The organism is Caldibacillus debilis DSM 16016, from assembly GCF_000383875.1.
In the GTDB taxonomy this organism is placed as follows: Bacteria; Bacillota; Bacilli; order Bacillales; family Caldibacillaceae; genus Caldibacillus; species Caldibacillus debilis.
Genome location: NZ_KB912918.1, coordinates 27447 through 48668, shown reverse-complemented (window position 1 = coordinate 48668; position 21222 = coordinate 27447). Strand labels below are relative to the sequence as shown.

The 21222-nt window shown below is 49.2% G+C and carries 15 protein-coding genes and 1 riboswitch; of the genes, 4 read left to right on the top strand and 11 right to left on the bottom strand.

Annotated features, from left to right (window positions below; all coding sequences use genetic code 11):
- Positions 1-84 precede the first annotated feature (84 nt).
- Both A3EQ_RS0119880 and A3EQ_RS0119870 read right to left on the bottom strand, forming a co-directional pair.
- Positions 85-1287, bottom strand: a complete 1203-nt coding sequence (locus A3EQ_RS0119880; RefSeq protein WP_040369764.1) for an MDR family MFS transporter — start codon at positions 1285-1287, stop codon at positions 85-87.
- A 426-nt stretch (positions 1288-1713) separates the two neighbouring features.
- Positions 1714-2802, bottom strand: coding sequence for a tetraprenyl-beta-curcumene synthase family protein (locus A3EQ_RS0119870; protein ID WP_020156897.1), 1089 nt, complete (start codon positions 2800-2802; stop codon positions 1714-1716).
- A gap of 85 nt (positions 2803-2887) precedes the next feature.
- Here A3EQ_RS0119870 and A3EQ_RS0119865 point away from each other — a divergent pair, with 85 nt between their 5' ends.
- Together A3EQ_RS0119865 and A3EQ_RS0119860 are read left to right on the top strand one after the other, a co-directional pair.
- Positions 2888-3433 carry a gamma carbonic anhydrase gene (locus tag A3EQ_RS0119865; protein WP_020156896.1) on the top strand — a complete coding sequence of 182 codons (546 nt, stop codon included), beginning with the start codon at positions 2888-2890 and terminating at the stop codon, positions 3431-3433.
- Positions 3434-3437: 4 nt separating this feature from the next.
- Complete coding sequence (locus tag A3EQ_RS0119860) at positions 3438-4250, top strand: C39 family peptidase (RefSeq protein ID WP_020156895.1); 813 nt, start codon at positions 3438-3440, stop codon at positions 4248-4250.
- 249 nt (positions 4251-4499) lie between these two features.
- On the opposite strand, the gene asnB is transcribed toward A3EQ_RS0119860, so the two are convergent.
- Both asnB and metK read right to left on the bottom strand, forming a co-directional pair.
- Positions 4500-6398, bottom strand: a complete 1899-nt coding sequence (asnB, locus tag A3EQ_RS0119850; RefSeq protein ID WP_020156893.1) for an asparagine synthase (glutamine-hydrolyzing) — start codon at positions 6396-6398, stop codon at positions 4500-4502.
- Positions 6399-6853: 455 nt separating this feature from the next.
- Positions 6854-8053 carry a methionine adenosyltransferase gene (gene metK, locus A3EQ_RS0119840; protein WP_020156891.1) on the bottom strand — a complete coding sequence of 400 codons (1200 nt, stop codon included), beginning with the start codon at positions 8051-8053 and terminating at the stop codon, positions 6854-6856.
- Positions 8054-8214: 161 nt separating this feature from the next.
- Positions 8215-8324, bottom strand: a riboswitch (SAM riboswitch).
- A gap of 136 nt (positions 8325-8460) precedes the next feature.
- On the opposite strand from metK, the gene A3EQ_RS0119835 reads away from it, so the two are divergent.
- Entirely contained in the window at positions 8461-9792 is a 1332-nt protein-coding gene (locus A3EQ_RS0119835; protein WP_051091444.1) for an ISNCY family transposase, read from the top strand.
- 315 nt (positions 9793-10107) lie between these two features.
- Positions 10108-11697 (top strand): phosphoenolpyruvate carboxykinase (ATP), encoded by a 1590-nt coding sequence (gene pckA, locus A3EQ_RS0119830; protein ID WP_020156889.1) that lies wholly within the window; start codon positions 10108-10110, stop codon positions 11695-11697.
- Positions 11698-12266: 569 nt separating this feature from the next.
- Here pckA and A3EQ_RS0119825 read toward each other — a convergent pair.
- The 7 genes from A3EQ_RS0119825 to opp4B form a co-directional block, all read right to left on the bottom strand.
- Complete coding sequence (locus A3EQ_RS0119825; protein ID WP_020156888.1) at positions 12267-12974, bottom strand: metallophosphoesterase family protein; 708 nt, start codon at positions 12972-12974, stop codon at positions 12267-12269.
- A 133-nt stretch (positions 12975-13107) separates the two neighbouring features.
- Positions 13108-13932, bottom strand: coding sequence for a phosphoenolpyruvate hydrolase family protein (locus tag A3EQ_RS0119820; RefSeq protein ID WP_020156887.1), 825 nt, complete (start codon positions 13930-13932; stop codon positions 13108-13110).
- Positions 13922-15160, bottom strand: a complete 1239-nt coding sequence (locus tag A3EQ_RS0119815; RefSeq protein WP_020156886.1) for a Tm-1-like ATP-binding domain-containing protein — start codon at positions 15158-15160, stop codon at positions 13922-13924. Before A3EQ_RS0119815 ends, A3EQ_RS0119820 begins: the two co-directional genes overlap by 11 nt.
- Before the next feature lie 90 nt (positions 15161-15250).
- Positions 15251-16561 carry a phosphoenolpyruvate hydrolase family protein gene (locus A3EQ_RS0119810; protein WP_020156885.1) on the bottom strand — a complete coding sequence of 437 codons (1311 nt, stop codon included), beginning with the start codon at positions 16559-16561 and terminating at the stop codon, positions 15251-15253.
- Between the two features lie 947 nt (positions 16562-17508).
- A complete protein-coding gene (opp4A, locus tag A3EQ_RS0119805) occupies positions 17509-19278 on the bottom strand; it encodes an oligopeptide ABC transporter substrate-binding protein (RefSeq protein ID WP_020156884.1) in 1770 nt (589 codons plus the stop codon).
- A 19-nt stretch (positions 19279-19297) separates the two neighbouring features.
- On the bottom strand, positions 19298-20206 hold the full coding sequence (locus A3EQ_RS0119800) for an ABC transporter permease (protein WP_020156883.1): 909 nt from the start codon (positions 20204-20206) through the stop codon (positions 19298-19300).
- A 31-nt stretch (positions 20207-20237) separates the two neighbouring features.
- The gene (opp4B, locus tag A3EQ_RS0119795) at positions 20238-21206 is read right to left on the bottom strand and encodes an oligopeptide ABC transporter permease (RefSeq protein WP_020156882.1); all 969 of its coding nucleotides are present in this window, start codon (positions 21204-21206) and stop codon (positions 20238-20240) included.
- Between the last annotated feature and the right edge of the window lie 16 nt (positions 21207-21222).

The window sequence follows — 21222 nt, the reverse complement described above, 5'->3', positions numbered from 1 at the left end:
ACCGCGGGACAGCCCCTTTTCCATTTTTTCAGAAAAAGCCGCGTATGCCACGACTGAAAAGAAGGCGGGTAACCTTCCGCTTGTTTAATCCTTCATGGAAGCCGCATCCTTGGCGCGGATCACGGCCCCTTTTTTCAACCCTTTATCATAAGTGAGGGAGGTGACGATGGCGATCACGAACAAAAACATGAGAACGTTAAACAACACCTGCATGTTGAACCTGTCCACCAGCCATCCGCCCAACAGCGGGCCGATCATCCTTCCCCCGGTGTTCGTGCTGTTGACGACCCCCTGATAAAAACCTTCCTTTCCTTTCGGCGCCAGCTGATCGGCGACGGTCGGAATCGCCGGCCATACGAGCATTTCCCCGACGGTCAAAACCGCCATCGCCGCCGCAAAACCGTAAAAATGTTCCGAGATGGAAGCGATGTAAAAGGACGCAATAAATATCACCAGGCCTGCGACCATTTGTTTCTTAATCGTCCGCATGAAGGCCCGGATGAAAAGGTTCAACAAGGGCTGGCCGAGGATGATGAGGAGGCCGTTGATGGTCCACAAAAGGCTGTATTGTTTCAAGGAAACACGGAGCTCCTGGGTATAGGTAGCGATCGTCGTCGTCCATTGGGAGTAGGCGATGCAGCAAAGCAAGTACCCGAAACAAAGGATGAGCAGGGCGGCAAAATATTTGTGGTCGTCGCCGGTCTCCGGGCCCTGCCGGCGGACGCCGCCGGCCTTCCCTTGCCCGCCGGCATCGCGGAATCCGATGACGACCATCATGGAGAATACGATGAACAGGAGCAAATTGGCGACAAAAATATAATCAAAGGAAAGGGACGCGATCATCCCGCCCAAGGCGGATCCTACGGCGACCCCCAAATTGATGGCCACGTAAAGGGCGTTGTATGCCCTCCTTCCCCCTTCTTTCCACAATTCGCCTGCGAAAGCGTACATCGCGGGATGAACAATTCCGAAACCTAAGCCGATAAATAGTAAAAAGAAGGGATATTGGGGCCATCCGTGCCAAATGGTGAGGCCGGCCAACGACAGCAGGTCGATGGCGATCCCCAGGACGATCGTCCGGAAGGCACCGATCTTATCGTATAAAGCGCCGCCCGCCAAACTGCCGACGACGCTGGCGGCCGAATTCAGCATGATGACCATGCCGGCAACGGACAGGGATTTTCCCAAATAGTCGTGGATATAGATGGTGTGCAAAGGCCATAGGAAAGCCGAACCGGTCGCATTGACAACGGCACCGAGGATGAGCAGCCAAAATTTCCGCGGCATGTTTTTTCTCCTTTTCCCTTTGATCAAATGCAGATAAACCCATTTTATGGATATTCCTTAAAGTTTTCAAGGAAAAGTTTCCCTGCCGTTGGAACCAATCCGCCGTCCGCCCCCGGGACGGAAATCCTTATCGGAAGCGAAACTCGCACGGCCGTCCGCCTCCCAAAGGCAGATGAAAAAGGACGAAGGCCCGTCGGCGAAGGATAGATATAGGTACCCCATCCGAAAGGGAAAAGCCGGCCATCCTTGGGAAGAAAAGCTGTCCGCAAGAACGTCCTTTCCCGCGGGCCACCCGTCAAAGAAAATAACCGCTGCGGGGAAAACGCCCCATGTATCAACGAAAGGAAAGGGACAACCTCTTCTTTTCGGCCCGGCGGAAAAAGGGGACGGCCGCGCAGGCGGGAACCGGCAATCCGAAAAAACCCATTAACTGAACGGCTTTCCCTTCCGGTTCAAGATCAGGCGGTAGAGCTTGGCTTGCCAATAAAAAAATTTCCCCGTCCAACCGCCTTCTCGGATCAACGGTTTTGCCAGCCTTTTCAACCCGGCGTTCCGGCTGACTTTCCCGTCGGACAAATACAAGCCGGGGAGGCCCTTTACAATCCATAGATGAAAAGCGGCGTCCGGCAGTTGCCCGGCCTGCAGCTTCGCCATGCGAAAAAAATGGAAGAGCCGCCGCAGCATGATTTCTTCGCTTTCATAATAAAAACAAAAGTTCAAATCGCCGCCGGCCCGGTCCTCTTCCTGATCGATCAAATAATCCAACAAAATATGGAATCCCTGGATGTAGGGAAAATAGCCCTCCGCGATTTTTCGCGCCAGTTCCGGCGTCATCTTTCCGGTCAGGCCGTAAGAAACGAGGGAAAAAATTCCCAAAGTGGATCCGGCGCAGGCGGAAAATTCGTGCCAGTCCATGTCCGAAGCCCATTCTTTATGCTCCCGGAACCAGGATCGGAGACGGGGAACCCGTTCGGATACGGGCGCATGTTTATGGATCTGCAAGGCACAATATAGCGTACAAAGCCGCAGCAGCTCCTCTTCCATGGAACCGTAATGTTTTGTTTTTCTTAAAACCTCCCGGCAGGTCTGGACAAGCTCCCGCAAATAGCCGCCGTCTTCCTTGTCGTTCCGGAAGCGGTAATACTCGCTGCCGGGCGGAATCTCGGCATGAAGCGAAAGACAATGCCGAAGGGCCTCGTGGAGGGCGGCGAAATCCCCCGGATCCTGGGAGTTGCTCCGGTCGCACAAATTATCCAAATAGTCGCTGATCGTCTGATAGGCGACAATAAAACGGACGGCTTCCCGGTAATTTTCCCCGGCCAATAACGCGAAGACCGCACCTCCCTGGCAGTGGAACCGCTTCTGTCTCATGCTGGCCAATGCCTGTTTGCGCAGTTCCCGGTTCGGGATTTCCTCCGCCCGTTTTTCCCAGTAGAGGAGCTGGGTTCGGACTTCCGGAAAAATTTTCCGATAAATTTGAGCGATGAAACGAACGGGAATCGCAACTTTCGCCACAGGAACACCTCCGGTCCCTTCTTTTTCGGCAGCACAAAATTTTTGTTGTACAATGAAAATAAAAGCGCGAGGAGAGGAGCAAAAGATGGTACTCATTTATCCGTACCGGGAAATCTGGCCCAAAATCCACGAAACCTGCTTCCTTGCGGACAACGCCACCATTACCGGCGATGTGGAAATCGGCCCCCATACGAGCATCTGGTTTCAAACGGTGATCCGCGGGGACGTGGCCCCGACAAGAATCGGGAAAAATTGCAACATCCAGGACCTGTGCCTGCTTCATCAGAGCCCGGGGCTGCCCTTAATCATCGAAGATGAAGTGACCGTCGGACATCAAGTGATTCTCCACAGCTGCGTCATCCGCAAAGGGGCGCTGATCGGCATGGGGTCCCTCATCATGGACGGGGCGGAAATCGGCGAAGGGGCCTTCATCGGCGCCGGCAGCCTCGTTCCTCCCGGGAAGAAGATCCCGCCCGGCACCCTCGCTTTCGGAAGGCCGGCGAAAGTGATCCGTCCGGTCGCCGATCGGGACCGGAAAGAAATGGAACGGATCGTAAAAAGCTACCGGGAAAAGGGCGAATACTACCGCCGCCTGCAAAACGAACTCGAATCCACAACAGATGAAAGGTGAAAACATGGAAATCATCATCCTGCCCATTACCGTTCTCCTGTTTTCTTTCATCGCCATCATTCATAAAAACCGGTTCGTCCGCCTTTTCTATTTTATTTTGACCATCATCGTCCTCGTTTTAACCGTCAACGTCCTCCCCGAAAAAATCCCTGAAGTCCAGGGCAGGGAAGAGGATCCCGTTCCGGTTTCCGAATTGTTCCGGATCGCCGACGACGTTTTCATCGATGTCCCCGTCATTTCCCAATTGCCGGAGCTCCAGCGGGGCTGCGAGGTGACCAGCCTGGCGATGCTCCTGAATTTCGCCGGGGCCGATGTGGATAAAATGGAACTGGCGGAAAAAATCAAAAAAGTCCCCTTCACCTACAAGAAGGGCGGACAAATATATTCCGGGCACCCGAACGACGGTTTCGTCGGGGACATCCGTTCCTGGAAAAAGCCGGGATTGGGCGCGTATCATCGGCCGGTCTATGAATTGGCCGCCCGGTACCTTCAACCCGGACAAGCGATCGATTTGACGGGCGAAAATTTCGAAAAGGTGAAACTTTACCTTTCCCACGGCAAACCGGTTTGGGTGATCACGAACACCGAATACCGGAAACTGCCCGACTCTTATTTTCGGATATGGAACACGGAAAAAGGGAAAATCAAAATTACCTACAAAGAGCATTCCGTTTTGCTCACCGGTTACGATCCGCAGTACGTCTATTTTAACGACCCGCTGACCGGGAAAAAAAGAAAGGCCCCCCTGCATGATTTCATCGCTTCCTGGGAGCAAATGGGCCGGCAGGCGATCACCTACGGGGACCGTCTCCACTGAAGGCCCCCGGGACGGTTTTGTCCGACGTGACCCGGGCAATCCGTCCAGACCGCTTCCTCTGAAGTGGTCGTCGACGCCTTTATCGGCCAGCAGGAAATCGCAATCCGTCCAGACCGCTTCCCCTGAAGGCCCCGGCGTCCGTCGCAGCCGCGGACGCCAAGGCCGGACTCCCTCGTGGCCAGTCCCGAAGACCGTTGAAAAAGCGCCTTGAAATCCGGATTCAAGGCGCTTTTTTCCGATGCGGCCCGTTCAGACATAAACCTTTGCCGCTTCATCGGACCGATCAAAGGAATATTTTTTCTCGACAAATACTTGGTGCCAGACCATGAAGGCGAGGATCGTCCAAAGCTTCCGGCCGTAGTCCCCCTTATTTTTCCGGTGGTCTTCCAGCATGGCCAAGACCGCCTGCTTATTTAGATATTCATCCGTTCCGCTCTCCTTAATGATCCCCGCCGCCCAGTCGTACATTTCTTCTTTGAGCCAGTGGCGGATCGGCACAGGGAAGCCCAATTTTTTCCGGTTTAGCACATGATCGGGAACGATGCCTTCTGCCGCTTTCCGAAGGATATATTTCGTCGTTCCGTCCGCCGTTTTCATCGAGGCCGGAATGCGGGAAGCCACTTCAAACACCCGTTTGTCCAGGAAAGGCACCCGCAATTCCAAAGAATGGGCCATCGTCATTTTGTCCGCCTTCAGCAGGATGTCCCCCCTAAGCCACGTGTGGATGTCGATATACTGCATCTTTTCGACGGGATCATAATCTTTCGCTTCCGCATAAAACGGCCGCGTAATGTCTTTGTAGTCGATGCCCGAATCATAATGGACCAGCAGCTTCCTTTTTTCCTTTTCGGAAAAGATGTTCGCGTTGCCGACGTACCGTTCCTCCAGCGGCGTCACTCCCCGCTGGATGAAGCTTTTCCCTTTCACCCCGTCCGGCAAAAGGAGGGACAAAAAGTACAGCGCCTTTTTCAACGGGGAGGGGATTTTCTGGAAGACGGCCAAGCTTTGCGGTTCGCGGTATATATTGTAGCCGCCGAACAGCTCGTCGGAACCTTCGCCGGAAAGGACGACGGTCACATGTTTCCGCGCCTCCCTGGCGACGAAATAGAGGGGCACGCAGGCGGGATCGGCAAGCGGATCGTCCATATAATACATGATTTTCGGGAATTCCTTCATGTATTCTTCCGGCGTGATCACGTAACTGATATTTTCCACCCCGATCTTTTCCGCCGACTCTCTGGCCACGTCGATCTCGCTGTAGCCCTCCCGTTCAAAACCGACGGAGAAGGTTTGGATCCTCGGATGGAATTCCTTCGCGATCGCCGCGATCATCGTCGAATCGATTCCGCCGGACAGGAAAGAGCCGACCGGCACGTCGCTCCGCATATGGACCTTCACCGAATCGAACATCGCTTCCCGGATTTCTTCGACCCATTTTTCCTCCGGCTGTAAGGCGGGGCGGAATTCCGCTTTCCAATATGTAAAAATTTCCAAAGGTTTTCCGGGCCGTTTCTTGAAATAAGTCCCCGGCAGCAATTTTTCGATCTTTTCATGCATGGTATACGGTTCGGGAACATATTGGAACGTCAAATATTGCTGGAGGGATCTTCCGTTGAGCGCCGGATTTTCCAAGGCATGGAGGATCGCCTTCTTTTCCGAGGCAAAAAAGGTGCACCCTTTGTCCGGATCCGCATAATAGTACAACGGCTTGATGCCGAAAGGATCCCGGGCGCCGAAAAGGAGCTTTTCTTCCCTGTCCCAGATGAGGAAGGCAAACATCCCCCGCAATTTATCCACCGATTTTTCTTTATAATGGTCGTACAATGCCAAAATCACTTCGGTATCGGATTCGGTGGCAAATTCCATTCCCTTTTCCTGCAATTCTTCCCGCAGTTCGATATAGTTATAAATTTCCCCGTTAAAGATGATCCAATACCGTTCATTGGCATAGGACAGGGGCTGCCTGCCCGATTCAAGATCGATGATGCTCAGCCGGCGAAAACCGAACTGGACATGTTCGTCGAAATAATACCCTTCGTCATCGGGACCGCGGTGGGTCAAAAGATGGTTCCGCTCTTTGAAGGCATCCCGATCTTCGTTGGAAAACTCCTTCGGTTGGTCATGAACACAGCCGATAAATCCGCACATTCCATTCACCTTCTTTTCCTTTCCTGATGCCGAAAATCCTATTTACTTCCATGAGACGTGGAAAAGGAGCAATCCGTAACGGGGAAATCCTGAAACGCCGAAAACCAATGATCCGGATGGGAAACGGCGCGAATGATCACCCCATTATTGTATCAAAAAAGGTTGTCGAATAAAATTGCGGGATGACAGGGCGCCTTCTCTTTTTACTTGCCAGTTGAAGGTTCCGATTATTGCCGATTGAAGGATCCGATCCCGAGAAAAATTTTGCACATGCGATCCAAGAAAAAAGGGGGCCATTCATACCCCCGCTTTTCCCCGGCCGCCCATGCCCTTCTTGTGATTCCGCATTTTCCGGCGGAAAAGAAACGCCCCTCTTTCCGCCTGTGCCTGGCCGGATGTCAATCTTTATAGGATTCCTTTTTTCCGAAGACGTCCAAACGCCTTTCTTTTTCCGCTTATGCCCGGCGGAACGCCTGTTCCCTCAACAATTCCGCCTTGTCGACCCTTTCCCAGGGCAGATCCAGATCCGTCCGGCCGAAATGGCCGTAGGCCGCCGTTTGTTTGTAAATCGGCCTTCTTAAATCAAGCATCCGGATAATGCCGGCAGGCCGCAAATCAAAATTCCTTCTCACCAGTTCCTCCAGCACTTCCTCGCTGACTTTCCCCGTGCCGAAGGTATCCACGGAAATGGACACCGGCCGGGCGACGCCGATGGCATAGGCCAACTGGACTTCGCACTTGTCCGCCAATCCGCTGGCGACAATGTTTTTCGCCACGTAACGGGCCGCATAAGCCCCGGAACGGTCCACCTTCGTCGGATCTTTGCCGGAAAAGGCGCCGCCTCCGTGTCTGGCGTAACCGCCGTAAGTGTCGACGATGATCTTCCTTCCCGTCAGCCCCGCATCTCCCTGCGGACCGCCGATGACAAACCTTCCGGTCGGATTGATGAAATATTTCGTTTCCCCGTCAAGCATTTGTTCCGGGACGACGGCACGGACGACGTGTTCCATCAAGTCCCGCTTGATCTGCTCCTGGCTCACTTCCGGATGGTGCTGGGCGGAGATCACGATCGTATCGATCCGCACCGGCTTTCCTTCTCCGTCATATTCCACGGTAACCTGGGTTTTTCCATCGGGACGCAGGTAGGGCAGGATCCCCGTTTTCCGCACCACGCTCAACCTGCGGGACAATCTGTGGGCCAATGAAATGGGAAGGGGCATCAGCTCTTCCGTTTCGTTGCATGCAAATCCGAACATCAATCCCTGATCCCCCGCGCCGATGGCTTCGATTTCCTCGTCGGTCATCTTCCCTTCCCTGGCTTCCAGGGCTCGGTCAACCCCCATCGCAATATCCGGGGATTGCTCGTCAATCGATGTGATGATTCCGCATGTATCGGCATCAAATCCGAACTTGGCCCGGGTATAACCGATTTCGCGGACGGTGTCCCGAACGATTTTCGGAATATCCACATAGGATGACGTGGAAATTTCCCCGGCAACGAAAACAAGCCCGGTCGTAATAGACGTTTCCACCGCCACGCGGGCATCGGGATCTTCGGCGATGATGGCGTCAAGGATCGCGTCGGAGATCTGATCGCAAATTTTGTCCGGATGCCCTTCCGTGACCGACTCTGATGTAAACAATCTTCTTCCCATAAAAATTCCTCCTTCCGGTTCCTTTGCTGACTGTCACGGATACCTTATTTCATATTTTGCACGAAAATATCGATCCTAGTTCCGTAAATTATGCCTGGATCCCATGGAAGGTTATAAAAAAATCCCTTTCCGCTGAGGAAAGGGTGTGATTTTACCTTTCACTCTTATCGTTCAAGGAATTCCCTTGCTCAGTTGAGCACCTTACTTATTTGTCAATAAGCAGGTTGCCGGGCTTCCTCGGGGCAGTCCCTCCGCCTACTCGCAATAAGAGTATCCGTTCAAGTTACAATCATACAACACCGGCTTTAGCCTGTCAACGATTTTCCCATTCCCTGTTAAACGTCTTTGATATTGTCATATTGTAACGCTTCAGTGAAAATGTCACTATGGGACAGGAGAAAATTACGATGACCAGAAAAGAATTGTGGCGTTACAATGTGATGTTGAAACATATTCATGGACTCATGACTGTACGTGAAACTGCGAATGAACTAGGATTAAGCACCCGCCAGGTTTTTCGCCTGAAGAAAAGAATCCTGGAGGAGGGAGAAACCGGAATCATCCATAAAAATCGTGGGCGAAAACCGGCACACGCACTTTCAAATGAAGTACGTGAATATATTCGTAATCTTCTCACAAGCGAGCGTTATCGCAACTGTAATGATCATCATTTGGCTGAATTGTTGGCACAGCATGAGGGTATTCACATAAGCCCTTCTACCGTTCGCCGAATTCGCTGTGAATCCAACCTCCCGCCGAAGCGAAAGCGTCGTCCACCCAAAGCCCATCGTCCAAGGCCTAGAAAACCTCAGGCGGGGATGCTCGTTCAAGTGGATGCCAGCTTTCATCCCTGGTTGGAGGACCGAGCCAAGCCATTTGCTTTACTGGCAGCGATTGACGATGCCACGGGAGAGATCGTGGCTGCCGTGTTTCGTCCTCAGGAGGATACGGAAGGGTATTTGCTTCTCCTCAAACAGATGATCGAACAAAAGGGAATCCCGATGAGTATTTACTCCGACCGGCATACCATCTTCCGTTCGCCAAAAGAAGCAACCCTGTCGATCGAACAAGAGCTGGCCGGTGAAGCCCCTCCGCTCTCCCAGTTCGGCCAAGTCTTACAGGAATTGGGGATTACCCACATCAAGGCCCTTTCGCCACAGGCCAAAGGACGAATCGAACGCCTCTTTGAAACCTTACAGGATCGCTGCGTGGTGGAATTGCGTCTTCGCAATGTCAACACCATCGAAGAAGCAAATCAGGTTCTTCCGGAACTTATCCGTAAACATAATCATCTCTTTGCGGTTCAACCTGCCGATCCGGAAAGCGCGTTTGTTCCCTTGGCTGAGGAACAATCCTTGGATCATATCCTGTGCTATCGGGAGAAACGCACGGTCGGTTCTGGCGAAACCGTATCGTATGGTGGAAAGACGTACAAGATCGTAACGAAGAACTCCAAACAAACCATTCCCGTGAAAACACGGGTTGAAGTCCGTGAAACCCTAAACGGGGATCGATTTATCTGGTACAAAGGGGAAAAATACCTGCTGGAAGAAGTGCAAAAGCCTGATCGCCAAGAATCTTCGCAAAAAGAAAAGGCGGGCATCGTGAGAACGCCTCACAAGCCCGCTGCCAATCATCCTTGGCGAAAACCATTCCTACCCAAGCCAAGGATACCACAACGGGCTGAATTTGGCTATAACGGTTTGAGAGAACCGACTCCAATTCCTTTCACCCCTTGATGGCTTCCATGCCTGGACCGCAAATGAATCAAGGGTGAGCGAAGCGAAGGCCCTTGGGCCTTTACCCTTGATGAAATGAGCGGTCCAGGCCAAAATTCAAAACACAGGGTGAAAGGAATAAAAAAATAAATCAATGTGACAAATTCACTGACGCGTTAGTATGACATTTTCACTGACGCTTGACACGATTTTCCCATTCCCGTGTCTTTAAATATCATCGTTAAAACCTATTCCATTTTTCGTGGAAATATTATATACTAATAGCATATATGTGTTATACTTTTTTAACGAAATCATGAAAAAGGAAGGTTTTGTATGAATACCGTCAGCCGGCCAAATTTGACGAAGGACTTGAAAGATTTCGGGAATGTTCATGTCCAATTGAGCACCCCCCGATTGGTGGAAAAAATCTTGGAAAGGAAGGAAGGCATGTTAACGTCGACGGGGGCCGTAAGGGTCATGACCGGGAAATATACCGGAAGATCCCCGAAAGACAAATACATCGTGGAGGAGCCCTCGGTAAAGGATAAAATCGATTGGGGGACCGTCAACCAGCCCCTGCCGCCTTCCCGCTTTTTAAATCTGTACAAAAAGATGGTCCATTATTTGAAGGATAAGGAATTGTTTTTGTTTAAAGGCTTTGCGGGAAGCGACCCGAAATACCGGCTGCCGATCGACGTGTATACCGAATTCGCCTGGCACAGCCTGTTCGCGCGGCAGCTGTTTATCCGCCCCGATGAAAATGAATTGAAACATCACGAAGCCCGCTTCACCCTTTTGTTTGCGCCGAATTTCAAGGCCGATCCCCTGGAAGACGGCCTCCGTTCGGAAACGTTCATCATCATTTCCTTTGAACACCGCCTCGTTTTGATCGGCGGGACCGAATATGCGGGGGAAATGAAAAAATCCATCTTTACCGTGATGAACTATCTGCTCCCGGAACAGGGGATCCTGTCCATGCATTGCTCCGCCAACGTCGGGGATCAAGGGGATGTGGCCCTGTTTTTCGGGCTGTCCGGGACGGGAAAAACGACCCTGTCCACCGATCCGCGCCGCAAATTGATCGGAGACGACGAACACGGATGGTCCGATGAAGGGATTTTCAACATCGAAGGCGGCTGCTATGCGAAATGCATCCATTTGTCCGAAGAAAAGGAACCGCAGATTTTCCGCGCCATCGGTTTCGGTTCCGTATTGGAAAACGTCGTCGTGGATCCGGTGACACGGGTCCCCGATTACGACGATGCCAGCCTCACGGAAAATACGCGGGCGGCCTATCCGATCGAAGCGGTGAAGAATATCGTAAAGCCGAGCGTCGCCGGCCATCCGTCCAGCATCATCTTCCTTACGGCCGACGCCTTCGGCGTCTTGCCCCCCGTGGCGAAACTGACCAGGGAGCAGGCCATGTACCATTTTTTGAGCGGGTATACGAGCAAGCTGGCCGGGACGGAACGGGGAGTGACCACGCCAGAGGCCACCTTCTCGGCCTGCTACGGGGCCCCCTTCCTCCCGCTTTCGCCGCTCAAATATGCGGAAATGTTGGGAAATCTGATCGACAAGCACCGGGTGGAGGTTTTCCTCGTCAATACGGGGTGGATCGGCGGCGAATACGGGGTCGGAAAACGGATCAGTCTGCCCCATACCCGGGCGATTGTCCATGCGATCTTGGAACATCGGCTGCAGGGGATCGAAACGGTGCAGGATCCGATCTTCGGCTTGCACATCCCCGCATCCGTCCCCGGTGTGCCTCGCGAAATCCTGAATCCGAAAAAACAATGGGGAAACGAAAAAGATTATGAGAAAAAAGCGGCCGATTTGGCCCGCAAATTCATGGAAAACTTCAATAAATTCGCCGGCATCCCGGAGGAGATCCGCAAAAAAGGCGGACCGCTCATTCAACCGTGATCTTTCTTCTTCGGAGCGGACCGCCCGGCAGGGGATGGGGAAATTTTTCCTCGGTTTTGCAAATAAAACCAGCCCGAGTCATGCACCAATGCACTCGGGTTTTTCCCTTTCTTGTTCCCATCCTAGCAACTTTCCGGCGGAAAGGACGCCCCGGAAAAGGGACAGCGGATTTGCTCCTGGCGAATGAGATGACGCGTCCACCACCGGATACCCGAGCTCTTTTGCCGGGGGACGAATACGACGATCAAAAGGATGATCTATCCCGATCATCCTCAACCGTTCAATTTTCAAATTTATGATGTAAAATGCGGCATGGTAAGTTAACGATCAAAATCTTCAGCACGGGAAAAATGGTGAGAAGTTTAGAATTTTTTCACTAACAGGTTTTCGAAAAAATTTCTCCGTTGGCCAAAACTTAACACCCCCATAACCCACAAACATATTGGCATATTCATGAAAACATTCAAAATAGGTTTAGATCCCCTAAAGCGGTTTGACAATCAAAAGTTCTGTAGACATCGCATCGGATTCTTATTGCCCTTATCAAACGAAACCTTTCCGTCATACCCTCATGAAATACTTCTGCAAGGTACATGATACTGCTTAAGCTTATGGTCGGTCCCGATTTCCAGACAATTTAATTGATACCCATAAGCACATCCCCCATCGATCCCTATTTTATCTTCGGAAAACCAAATATCCGCAAAACCATGGATGAATACCGTTACTGTATGCCCAAAAACCACTTTTTTCTCGGTATTTGATTTATGGTTGATAAACTCTCCCCTAATCGTATAAAAATCCCTCTCCGGTTGATTTTTCCAATTTTCATAATTTGGATTCAAACCGGCATGGACATAAATATAATGATTATCTTCATAATAAAGTTTTGTTTTTTTCAGAAAATCAATATGATGGCTATACGCTTTGCGGATGAATTCGAATGCCCCAACCAAATCGTTATCTTCAAGAAAGGGGCAATAGCTTTTCAGCGTCTCTAGACCGCCGTATTTTATAAAAATTTTTTGCATCTCAGGATTACGATTCTCCACTAATGTTACAAATCGCTGGTCGTGATTTCCCCTTAAAACGACGACATTATCGTTTTTCGCCAAATCCATTACTTTTTGTACAACTTCTTTGCTTTTGGGGCCGCGATCCACGTAATCCCCGAGCAAAATCAACCGGTCTTTACCGGCTTGATAATCTACCAGGCCCAAGAGTTCCAAGAACTCATTCAGACAACCGTGAATGTCGCTGATAACAAGCGTCCGCAAAAAATCATCCTCCTAATAATAAAATAATCAAACCCATCTCTAATCTTACTAAAATATTAAAAAGGTGCCCTTATCTTGGGACACCCGATGATGGAATGATTCTTCCATATTTTTTGATTACCATATTTTTTGATTATCTTTTTATCTGTTTAAATGCTTCCGTTTGAGCTTTAATCCCTTTCTCAGCAGCAAATCTTTCGATGCTGGATGCTCCAAAGAATCCAACCAGGCCGTCCACCCTTTTAATGACGTATTCGGCATCTTCAGGTTCCGCGATAGGACCTCCATGGCAAATTACCAAAATGTCAGGATTAACGGATCGTCCGGCATCAACGATTCTTTGGATTCTTTCAACACAGTCGTCCAGGGATAAAGCCGTTTTGGCTCCAATTGTACCTTTCGTCGTTAAGCCCATGTGAGCGACTAAAATATCAGCACCTGCATTTGCCATTTTTATTGCTTGTTCTTCATCAAAAACATATGGAGTTGTGAGCATGTCCAATTCATGGGCTTTCCGAATCATATCCACTTCCAAGTCATAACCCATTCCTGTTTCTTCCAAGTTTTGCCGGAACACCCCATCAATCAATCCTACCGTCGGGAAATTTTGTACTCCGCTGAAACCTTGGTCCTTTAATTGTTTTAAAAATACATCCATGATTCGAAAGGGATCTGTACCGTTAACCCCTGCAAGCACAGGCGTATTTTTCACAACGGTCAACACTTCATTGCCCATTTCAACGACAATTTGGTTCGCATCACCATATGGAAGTAAACCTGCCAATGACCCGCGTCCAGCCATTCTGTAACGGCCAGAATTATAAACGATTAACATATCCGCACCGCCGGCTTCACTGCTTTTTGCCGTTATACCTGTACCTGCTCCAACCCCTAATAATATTCTTCCTTTGGCGATTTCTTCTCTAAATCGTTTTAAAATTTCTTGTCTAGAAGGCATGTTCATTTTCTCCTTTCTTTCTTTCCATTAATTCGATAAGTTTTTTAGCTGCAGTTTCTCCGAATACTTTTTCATTGATGTGCGCATTAATTTCAATGATCTCCACTTTGCTTTGGTCAATATTTTCTTTAATTGTGTCGAATAGCATCTTGTCCTCTTCCGGTCCATAGAATGGTTGCCCTTCCGCATCCAAACCGGAAAGACCTTTTAACGGCAACAATAATGCCGTGTTGCCGGAAGCCATATTTAACTTTTCCGCAATCTTTTCGCCAATTTTCCTGTTTTCTTCCACGGTCGTCCGCATCAAGGTGACGGATGGATTATGCTGATAAAATTTCCTTCCGGCAAATTTTGCAGGGACGGTATCACGCGGTCCAAAATTGACCATATCAATCGCCCCAAGGGATACTACTTGAGGAACCCGGTTTAATGCTGCGGCTTCCAATCGATGTGGACCGGCCGCCAAAATTCCTCCCACCAACTCGTCTGCCCATTCGGTCGTTGTAATATCCAATACTCCTTCAATAAACCCGTTTTCGATAAGGCTTTCCATCGTTTTCCCGCCAATACCCGTTGCGTGGAAGATCAAAACTTCATATCCATGATCCTCCAAGTATTTTTTTGCATAATTGATGCAAGGCGTCGTAAGGCCGAACATGGTCGCCGCAATTAATGGTTTTTGTTCCTTTGTCGTTTTTTGCTCATATTGCAGCATGCCGGCAATGGCAAAAACAGCATTTGAAAAAATTTTAATCGAAAACGAGTTGATGCCTGCGATATCTACGATGGACGGAAACATGACAATATCGCTCATTCCAACATAAGGGAGCGTATTTCCGGATGCAACGGTGGAAACCATCACTTTCGGAACACCAATCGGCAACTTTCTCATGCCTGCTGTTGCAATGGAAGTGCCCCCCGTACCGCCGAAAGATAAAACCCCATCAAATTTCCCTTCTTTAAACAACTCGGGCAATAACACTTCCATTCCTTTTGCAAGCGTAGCTGTCGCATAGGCTCTGTCTTTACGTTCAACGATTTCTTCAATATCCCCTCCCGCAGCTGCAACGACTGCACGATTCGAAACATCGGGTTCAAAAACCGGCTCAAAAACACCGGTATGGATCGTAAACGTGCGAAAACCCAATGATTCGATCAATTCTTTAACGAACAAAAACTCTTTACCCTTTGTATCGAACGTGCCGACCAAAGCGATCGTCTTGTCCACCGTATCACTCCTTTCCCATGGGTGAAAATTTATTTTCACCCAAATGATACCGCTTCCATCATTGAAAATATATGTTCTTTTGTTTGAAGATTATGGATTTATGTTTGTTTTTACATATTCTTTCGGGGACATCCCCGTTCGTTTCTTAAATATTTTACTGAACTGGGCATAATCGGGATAACCGACCATTTCCGATACAATCGTTAACGGGACTTTCTTTTCCTTTAAAATTTCAATGGCACGGTTAATCCGATAATCGATCAAATAGTCACGAAAAGAAATCCCTACTTCTGTTTTGAACAATAGGCTTAAATAGGGTCTGGACAAGCCCAACATCCCGGCCAGTTCATGTAAGGTAATTTCCTCATTGTAATGTAAACTGATATATTTCTTGACAAAATCGATATATTCTTTTTGAGTGTTAAATCCGTCAATAATTCTTTGAATGAGTTGTTCATATTTGATATCATTGGTTTGTTTAAATGATTGGGTAACATGCAGAATGGCCTGTTCAGAAGGAATCCGTTCAAAAACTGATCCGCCGATATATCCGTGTATATCCGTCCCATTATACATAAATTGGACATCTACAGGTTTGCTGACGGGACCGCCATAAATCATCTTAATGATATTTGGATTAATTTTTTGACATTCCTCAAAAATCTCGGTCGCCAAATTTTTAGCGGATTGCAGGGTTTGAACATATTTGGCGCCCAACATTCCGCCTTTGGTCAAGCCAAAGTGCACACAAATGACATCGGCTCCGGCCTTTGTCATTTGTATGGCTTGCGTTTTGTTAAAGACAAAAGCTACCGTAAAGAGATCCAACCCATTGGCGATCGAAATGGCTTCCACTTCCTTATCATATGAAATATCTGCTTCTTCCAGAGCTTCCCGATATTTTCCGTCGATTAACCCTATCGTCGGATAATTATTGATCCCCGCAAAGCCCTTTTCTTTAATCAAAGCGATATAGCTTTTTAGGTCAATCGTTGGATCAGTGGCCATCAAACCGAAAATGATCGGAATATTTTTGATGATCGGCAATAATTCTTTTAGCCCGAAATCCATGACGATTTCATTACTGTTAGAAAAGGGCAGATATCCAGCAAGAGAACTGACACCCATTTGCCGGAATTTTCCGGAACTTAGCGCCAAAATAAAATCGGCGCCGCCTTTTTCAGCATACCGGCCAGTTAATCCTGAACCGGCAGCTACACCTATTAAATGCTGATTGGCTTTTAATTGTTTTTTCAATTTTTTCCATATTTCCCTCTTATTCATCCGCATCGCCCCCCACCCATCGGTCGATATTTTCCGGCATGTTGTCAGCGAAACTTCTTCCCCTTCGCGTTTATCATTTTTCCGGATTTCAAGATCCTTAATGGCTTCCAAAGTCATTCCCGATTTTCAAAACCAAAAGAGAACCGTTTTTTCGGATAGCCTTCGGTGAGAAGAGACAGGATGTATACGCCAGGACTATTCCGGTTGTAAATCATTGAAAAAACAAATCCATAAGTTCATGGGGCATGACAACAAAGGCTTAAGAAAAAAGAACATTCTCGTCTCCATTTTATATCAATTATTATCCCTAAAGACGCGTTTTCCAAGAAATTGTGTTCTTGTGCGACCTTCGATGGATTCAAAGGATTTTTTTGACGGGCATCAGCCATGACGAACTACGCCGGTTATTGATGCTGTCCATTAGGGAAACAAATGAAAGGGGAGCAGAAGTCAAGCGGTTTGAAGCAGGGTGAGGTAACGATGCCGATTTTGTGATTTTCTCCGGGACGCTATTGCTCTTAATTTTATAGACGATTTGTTTCGCATAGTATTCCTATCGGATCACCGTAAAGGAAGGAAAGAAAACCGGGGATGAAAGGGATGGCTTGTCGGATGAGGAAAAGCAGATTTCAGAGGGATTAACGGGCTCCCCTTTGTTTAAGAAAGCATCAAAAACAGGCATTGCAACGGAAACATTGCGCAAAAAATGGTGTACTTTTCAAAGAAATGTGGGCATGCATTTCGGTTTGGTGAGGAAAGACTTTTCGATAACAGCAGGAATCTGCCGAACCACCCGCAAAAGCAATGCACCGCAGCCTAGTGAAAAAGGTCCTTTGTCAATTGTTGGGGTGGGGGCCTACGTCCTTACCCCACATGGTCCCCGATTCTTTTATACTTGTATGAAAGCAATATCCTGGCCCTTGCCCGCTCGAAGTTCCTGAATCCATACCCATCCCGTCATTCGCTTTCGTGCCGGGACAGAGCGGCCCATCTGTAATTGAATGAGAACCCAACAAACCGTAAAGGGCCTAAAAAGAAAAAGGCGGCTTTCGCCGCCTTCTTTTTTATTTGGCAACTTCCGGTTTGTCGGAAGTTACGCCGACATCAGACCACATGAAGCTGTTCTTGCCCCATTCGATGGTGAAATTCTTCACCCGGTTGTTGACCGGCCAGAGTTCATAGCGGTAAAGGGTGGGAATGACCGGTACTTTTTCCGCCATATATTCTTGCCATTGGTCATAGATTTTCTTGCGGTATTCTTTGTCAAGGGCCTTTTCGGAATGTCCTTCTTCCAGCAGCCGTTCGTTTTCTTCGTCAACAAAACGGCTGTAGTTGAACGGAGCTTTCTTCGAATACAGGCCCCACGGGTCGACGTCCGTACCGGTGCCCCAGGCCGCTTGGTAAATATCGACGTTCGGGTCGTCTTTTTCAATCATGTCATAGAAGGAGTTGAATTCGATCAGACGGCCGTTCGTCAGCTGCACATTCAAACCGACATCTTTCCAGTTTTGAATGTAGAATTTGGCCAACGGTTCGGCGACGTCGCTGCCGCTCATCGACGCGAAATTGATGACGAATTTTTTGCCGTTCGGATCTTCACGGAAGCCGTCACCGTCGACGTCTTTGTAACCCGCTTCATCCAGCAATTGTTTCGCCTTTTCCGGATCGTAGTTGTACCCTTTCACCTTGTCGTTGTGCCAGGTCTTGAAGAATTTCGGGATCAAAGTCGTGGCCGGTTCGCGCAAGCCGTGATAGAATCTTTCGGCAACCGTCTTGTTGTCGATGGCGTAGGCCATGGCTTGGCGCAGACGGACATCTTGGAATTTCGGATTGTCCATCACCGCTTCATTTTTCTTGGCATCCCAATGCCCGAGTTTAAAACCGATGTAGGTGTACGCATCTTCGATTCTTCCCAGGTATTGGACGTTCTTCAGTTTTTTGGCGTCCGGATACATGGTGGTCGGGAATCCATAGGCGATGTCGATTTCGCCCTTCTTCAGCGATTCAAGAACGACCGACGGGTCAACCACTTTTACGATAACGGTTTTCAGCTTCGGTTTGCCTTTCCAGTAATCGTCGAACCGTTCAAATTCCACCGATTCGCCGGGAACGATGTTTTTCACTTTGAACGGTCCGAAGCCGATCGGTTTCGTGCGGATCTTATCAGATTTGGCAAGATCCTTTACCGGAACGTCCCCGAGATAATGTTTCGGCATGGCGTAAGGCCACAATCCGGTCAAGAGGGACGGGTTGGCTTTCTTAAATTGGATCCGCACCGTATGCTCATCGAGAACCTCGATCCCGGAAATCTTATCCGCTTTGCCCGCATGATATTCCGCCATTCCGACGATGTTTTCCATGAGGGCGTCATAGCGGACACCTTTGTAATCCGGATGGCCGATGACGAGGAAGGAATATTCGTAATCTTCCGCGGTTACCGGTTGTCCGTCATGCCATTTCAATTTGTCGGAAATCTTGATGGTGATCGTTTTCCAGTCATCGGACAACTCGAAAGTCGCCGGACCGTCGTTGGTCATTTCATGGTCGGCGTTGTAGCTGAAAAGCGGCTCGCTGAAAAATTGCAGGATTTCAGCGTCGTATGCCCCTTGATAGAAGGCGTAGTCCAACGTCCCTTCAAAGGGCGTGTCGGTGACCAGCCCGTAATTCAACGTACCGTCTTCGATGATCTCCTTGTCGTTTTTGACGGTCTGCGGGAACAGGCTGGTGTCGACCTTTTCCGCTGTCTTTTTCTTGCTGCCGCCGGATGAGGAGCTGCAAGCGGAAAGCAGCAGCGCAAAGGCGATGAAAAGGCTCAACAGCTTAAGTTTTTTCATCCAATATCCCCCTTCTTTTTTATCCTAATCTTTGCCTTGCATCGGCCGCACGGCGCAGCGCCTGGCCGATGAAATTTATGCACAGCATCATTACCAGGATCAGCAATGATGCGGGCAACCAAACCCACCATTTTCCTTGCATGACTTCCGGATTTCGCGCGTAACCGATCAATGTCCCCAAGCTCGGTTTGTCTTCCGGAAGTCCGAATCCGAGATAGCTCAAGCCGGTTTCAATGCCGATGTTTCCGGCGAGATTCAAGGTCAGGTTGACGATGATGATGGAACTTAAATTCGGCAGAATTTGAAAGAGAATGATTTTCCAATGGGGAGTGCCCAATGTCCGGGAGGCACTCACGTATTCCATTTCCTTTTCCGCCAGCGTTTTCGAACGGATCAGCCTCGCCTTCCCCGTCCATAAAAAGGCGCTCATGATCAGGATGAAATTGGTGATCGTAAATTTCGGCACCAAGGTGACGAATACGATAATGAGCATCAACGTGGGAAGGATGAGAATAAAATCGATGATCCGCATGATCACGTTGTCGACCGCTCCGCCGAAATAGCCGGCGATCAATCCTATCGTCAGTCCGATCAGCCCCGTAAGGAGGGTGATCAACAAACCGATCGTGAAGGAGTTCCTCGCGCCGATGATCAGCTGTCCGAAAATATCCCTGCCGCCGTAATCGGTGCCGAGCCAATTATCGGGCGAAGGCGGCGAATACATGTTAAACAAATCGATTCTCGTCACTTCTTTTTCATCGATCAGCAAGGAACCTCCGTAAACGATGATGAGAAGGATCGTCAATAAGACGAGTGAAAACAGGGCAACTCTATCTTTAAGGAGCTCTCTCCAGATGATTCGCATGCTGGATGGCGATTTTTCTTCCTGAGCAAATGGCATTTCCGGATTGGCGATATCCGGCTTCATCGTTTATCCCCCTTTCAACAGGCCTTTTCTTCTAGTCGATTCGGATCCTCGGGTCGACGGCGCTCAAGATGATGTCCGAAAGCAATGTCCCGATCAGTGTAGCAAAGCCGGTGAGCATGACGAGAGCCGTGACGACCGGATAATCCCGTTGCGCGATGGATTGGACGAACAATTGGCCTATTCCGGGGTAGCTGAAAATCGATTCAATGAAAATCGATCCGCTGATGACTCCGGTAATTTCGTAACCCAAAAAAGCTGCGATGGGCAAAAAGGAATTCCGCAAAATATGCCTCGTGTAGACCTTCCTTTCGGGCGTTCCCTTCGCCCTTGCCGTTTTCACAAAATCCCTTACCTTCGTGTCGATGATTTCGCTGCGCAAATATTGAATGGTCGTCGTCGTCGAAAGCAGTGCCGCCGAGAAAGCCGGAAGGATCAAATGATAAAATTTGTTAATATAGTAATCCAGCGTTCCCTTTTCCAGGCGGACGTCCACGCTGCCTCCCGTCGGAAACCATCCCAAGACATAGCCAAAAATGAACAGCATGAACAGGGCAAAAATGAATAATGGCGTCGCGTAGCTCAAATAGTTATAGGCGACGATCACCTTGTCCGCCCACGAATTGGTCCAGCGTCCGGCGACAATGCCCAAAGGAATGGCGATGATATAGGTGAGCACAAGGATAAAAATTCCCAAGTTCACCGTGTTTAACAGCCGGTTACCCAACAATTTCGTCACTTCGACCTGGTGGATGTACGAAATTCCCCAGTCTCCCTGGGACAAATTTTGTATCCAATTCCAATACTGGACGTGCCAGGGATCATTCAATCCGAGCTCTTCCCGCAATTTTGCGACCGTCTCCGGATCGATGTTCGCATTGCCGGCGATCCTCCCCGTCAACGCGTCACCGGGCATCATTTTCGCCAGCAAAAAAACCAAAATGCTGAGAAGAATCAACTGAGGGATCATGACTAAAATTCGCCGCAAAATAAACTTCAGCATCTGCAGACAACTCCTC

Bases quoted from the DNA above. Each gene is read 5' to 3' on its own strand.
- asnB (WP_020156893.1), bottom strand. From the start codon at position 6,398: ATGTGCGGATTTATCGGCTGTGTTCATGACCAACCGAAGGAGTTTTCC.
- A3EQ_RS0119820 (WP_020156887.1), bottom strand. From the start codon at position 13,932: ATGCCTTCTAGACAAGAAATTTTAAAACGATTTAGAGAAGAAATCGCC.
- A3EQ_RS0119810 (WP_020156885.1), bottom strand. From the start codon at position 16,561: ATGACTTTGGAAGCCATTAAGGATCTTGAAATCCGGAAAAATGATAAA.
- metK (WP_020156891.1), bottom strand. From the start codon at position 8,053: ATGGGAAGAAGATTGTTTACATCAGAGTCGGTCACGGAAGGGCATCCG.
- opp4A (WP_020156884.1), bottom strand. From the start codon at position 19,278: ATGAAAAAACTTAAGCTGTTGAGCCTTTTCATCGCCTTTGCGCTGCTG.
- pckA (WP_020156889.1), top strand. From the start codon at position 10,108: ATGAATACCGTCAGCCGGCCAAATTTGACGAAGGACTTGAAAGATTTC.
- A3EQ_RS0119865 (WP_020156896.1), top strand. From the start codon at position 2,888: ATGGTACTCATTTATCCGTACCGGGAAATCTGGCCCAAAATCCACGAA.
- opp4B (WP_020156882.1), bottom strand. From the start codon at position 21,206: ATGCTGAAGTTTATTTTGCGGCGAATTTTAGTCATGATCCCTCAGTTG.
- A3EQ_RS0119880 (WP_040369764.1), bottom strand. From the start codon at position 1,287: ATGCCGCGGAAATTTTGGCTGCTCATCCTCGGTGCCGTTGTCAATGCG.
- A3EQ_RS0119835 (WP_051091444.1), top strand. From the start codon at position 8,461: ATGACCAGAAAAGAATTGTGGCGTTACAATGTGATGTTGAAACATATT.
- A3EQ_RS0119800 (WP_020156883.1), bottom strand. From the start codon at position 20,206: ATGAAGCCGGATATCGCCAATCCGGAAATGCCATTTGCTCAGGAAGAA.
- A3EQ_RS0119860 (WP_020156895.1), top strand. From the start codon at position 3,438: ATGGAAATCATCATCCTGCCCATTACCGTTCTCCTGTTTTCTTTCATC.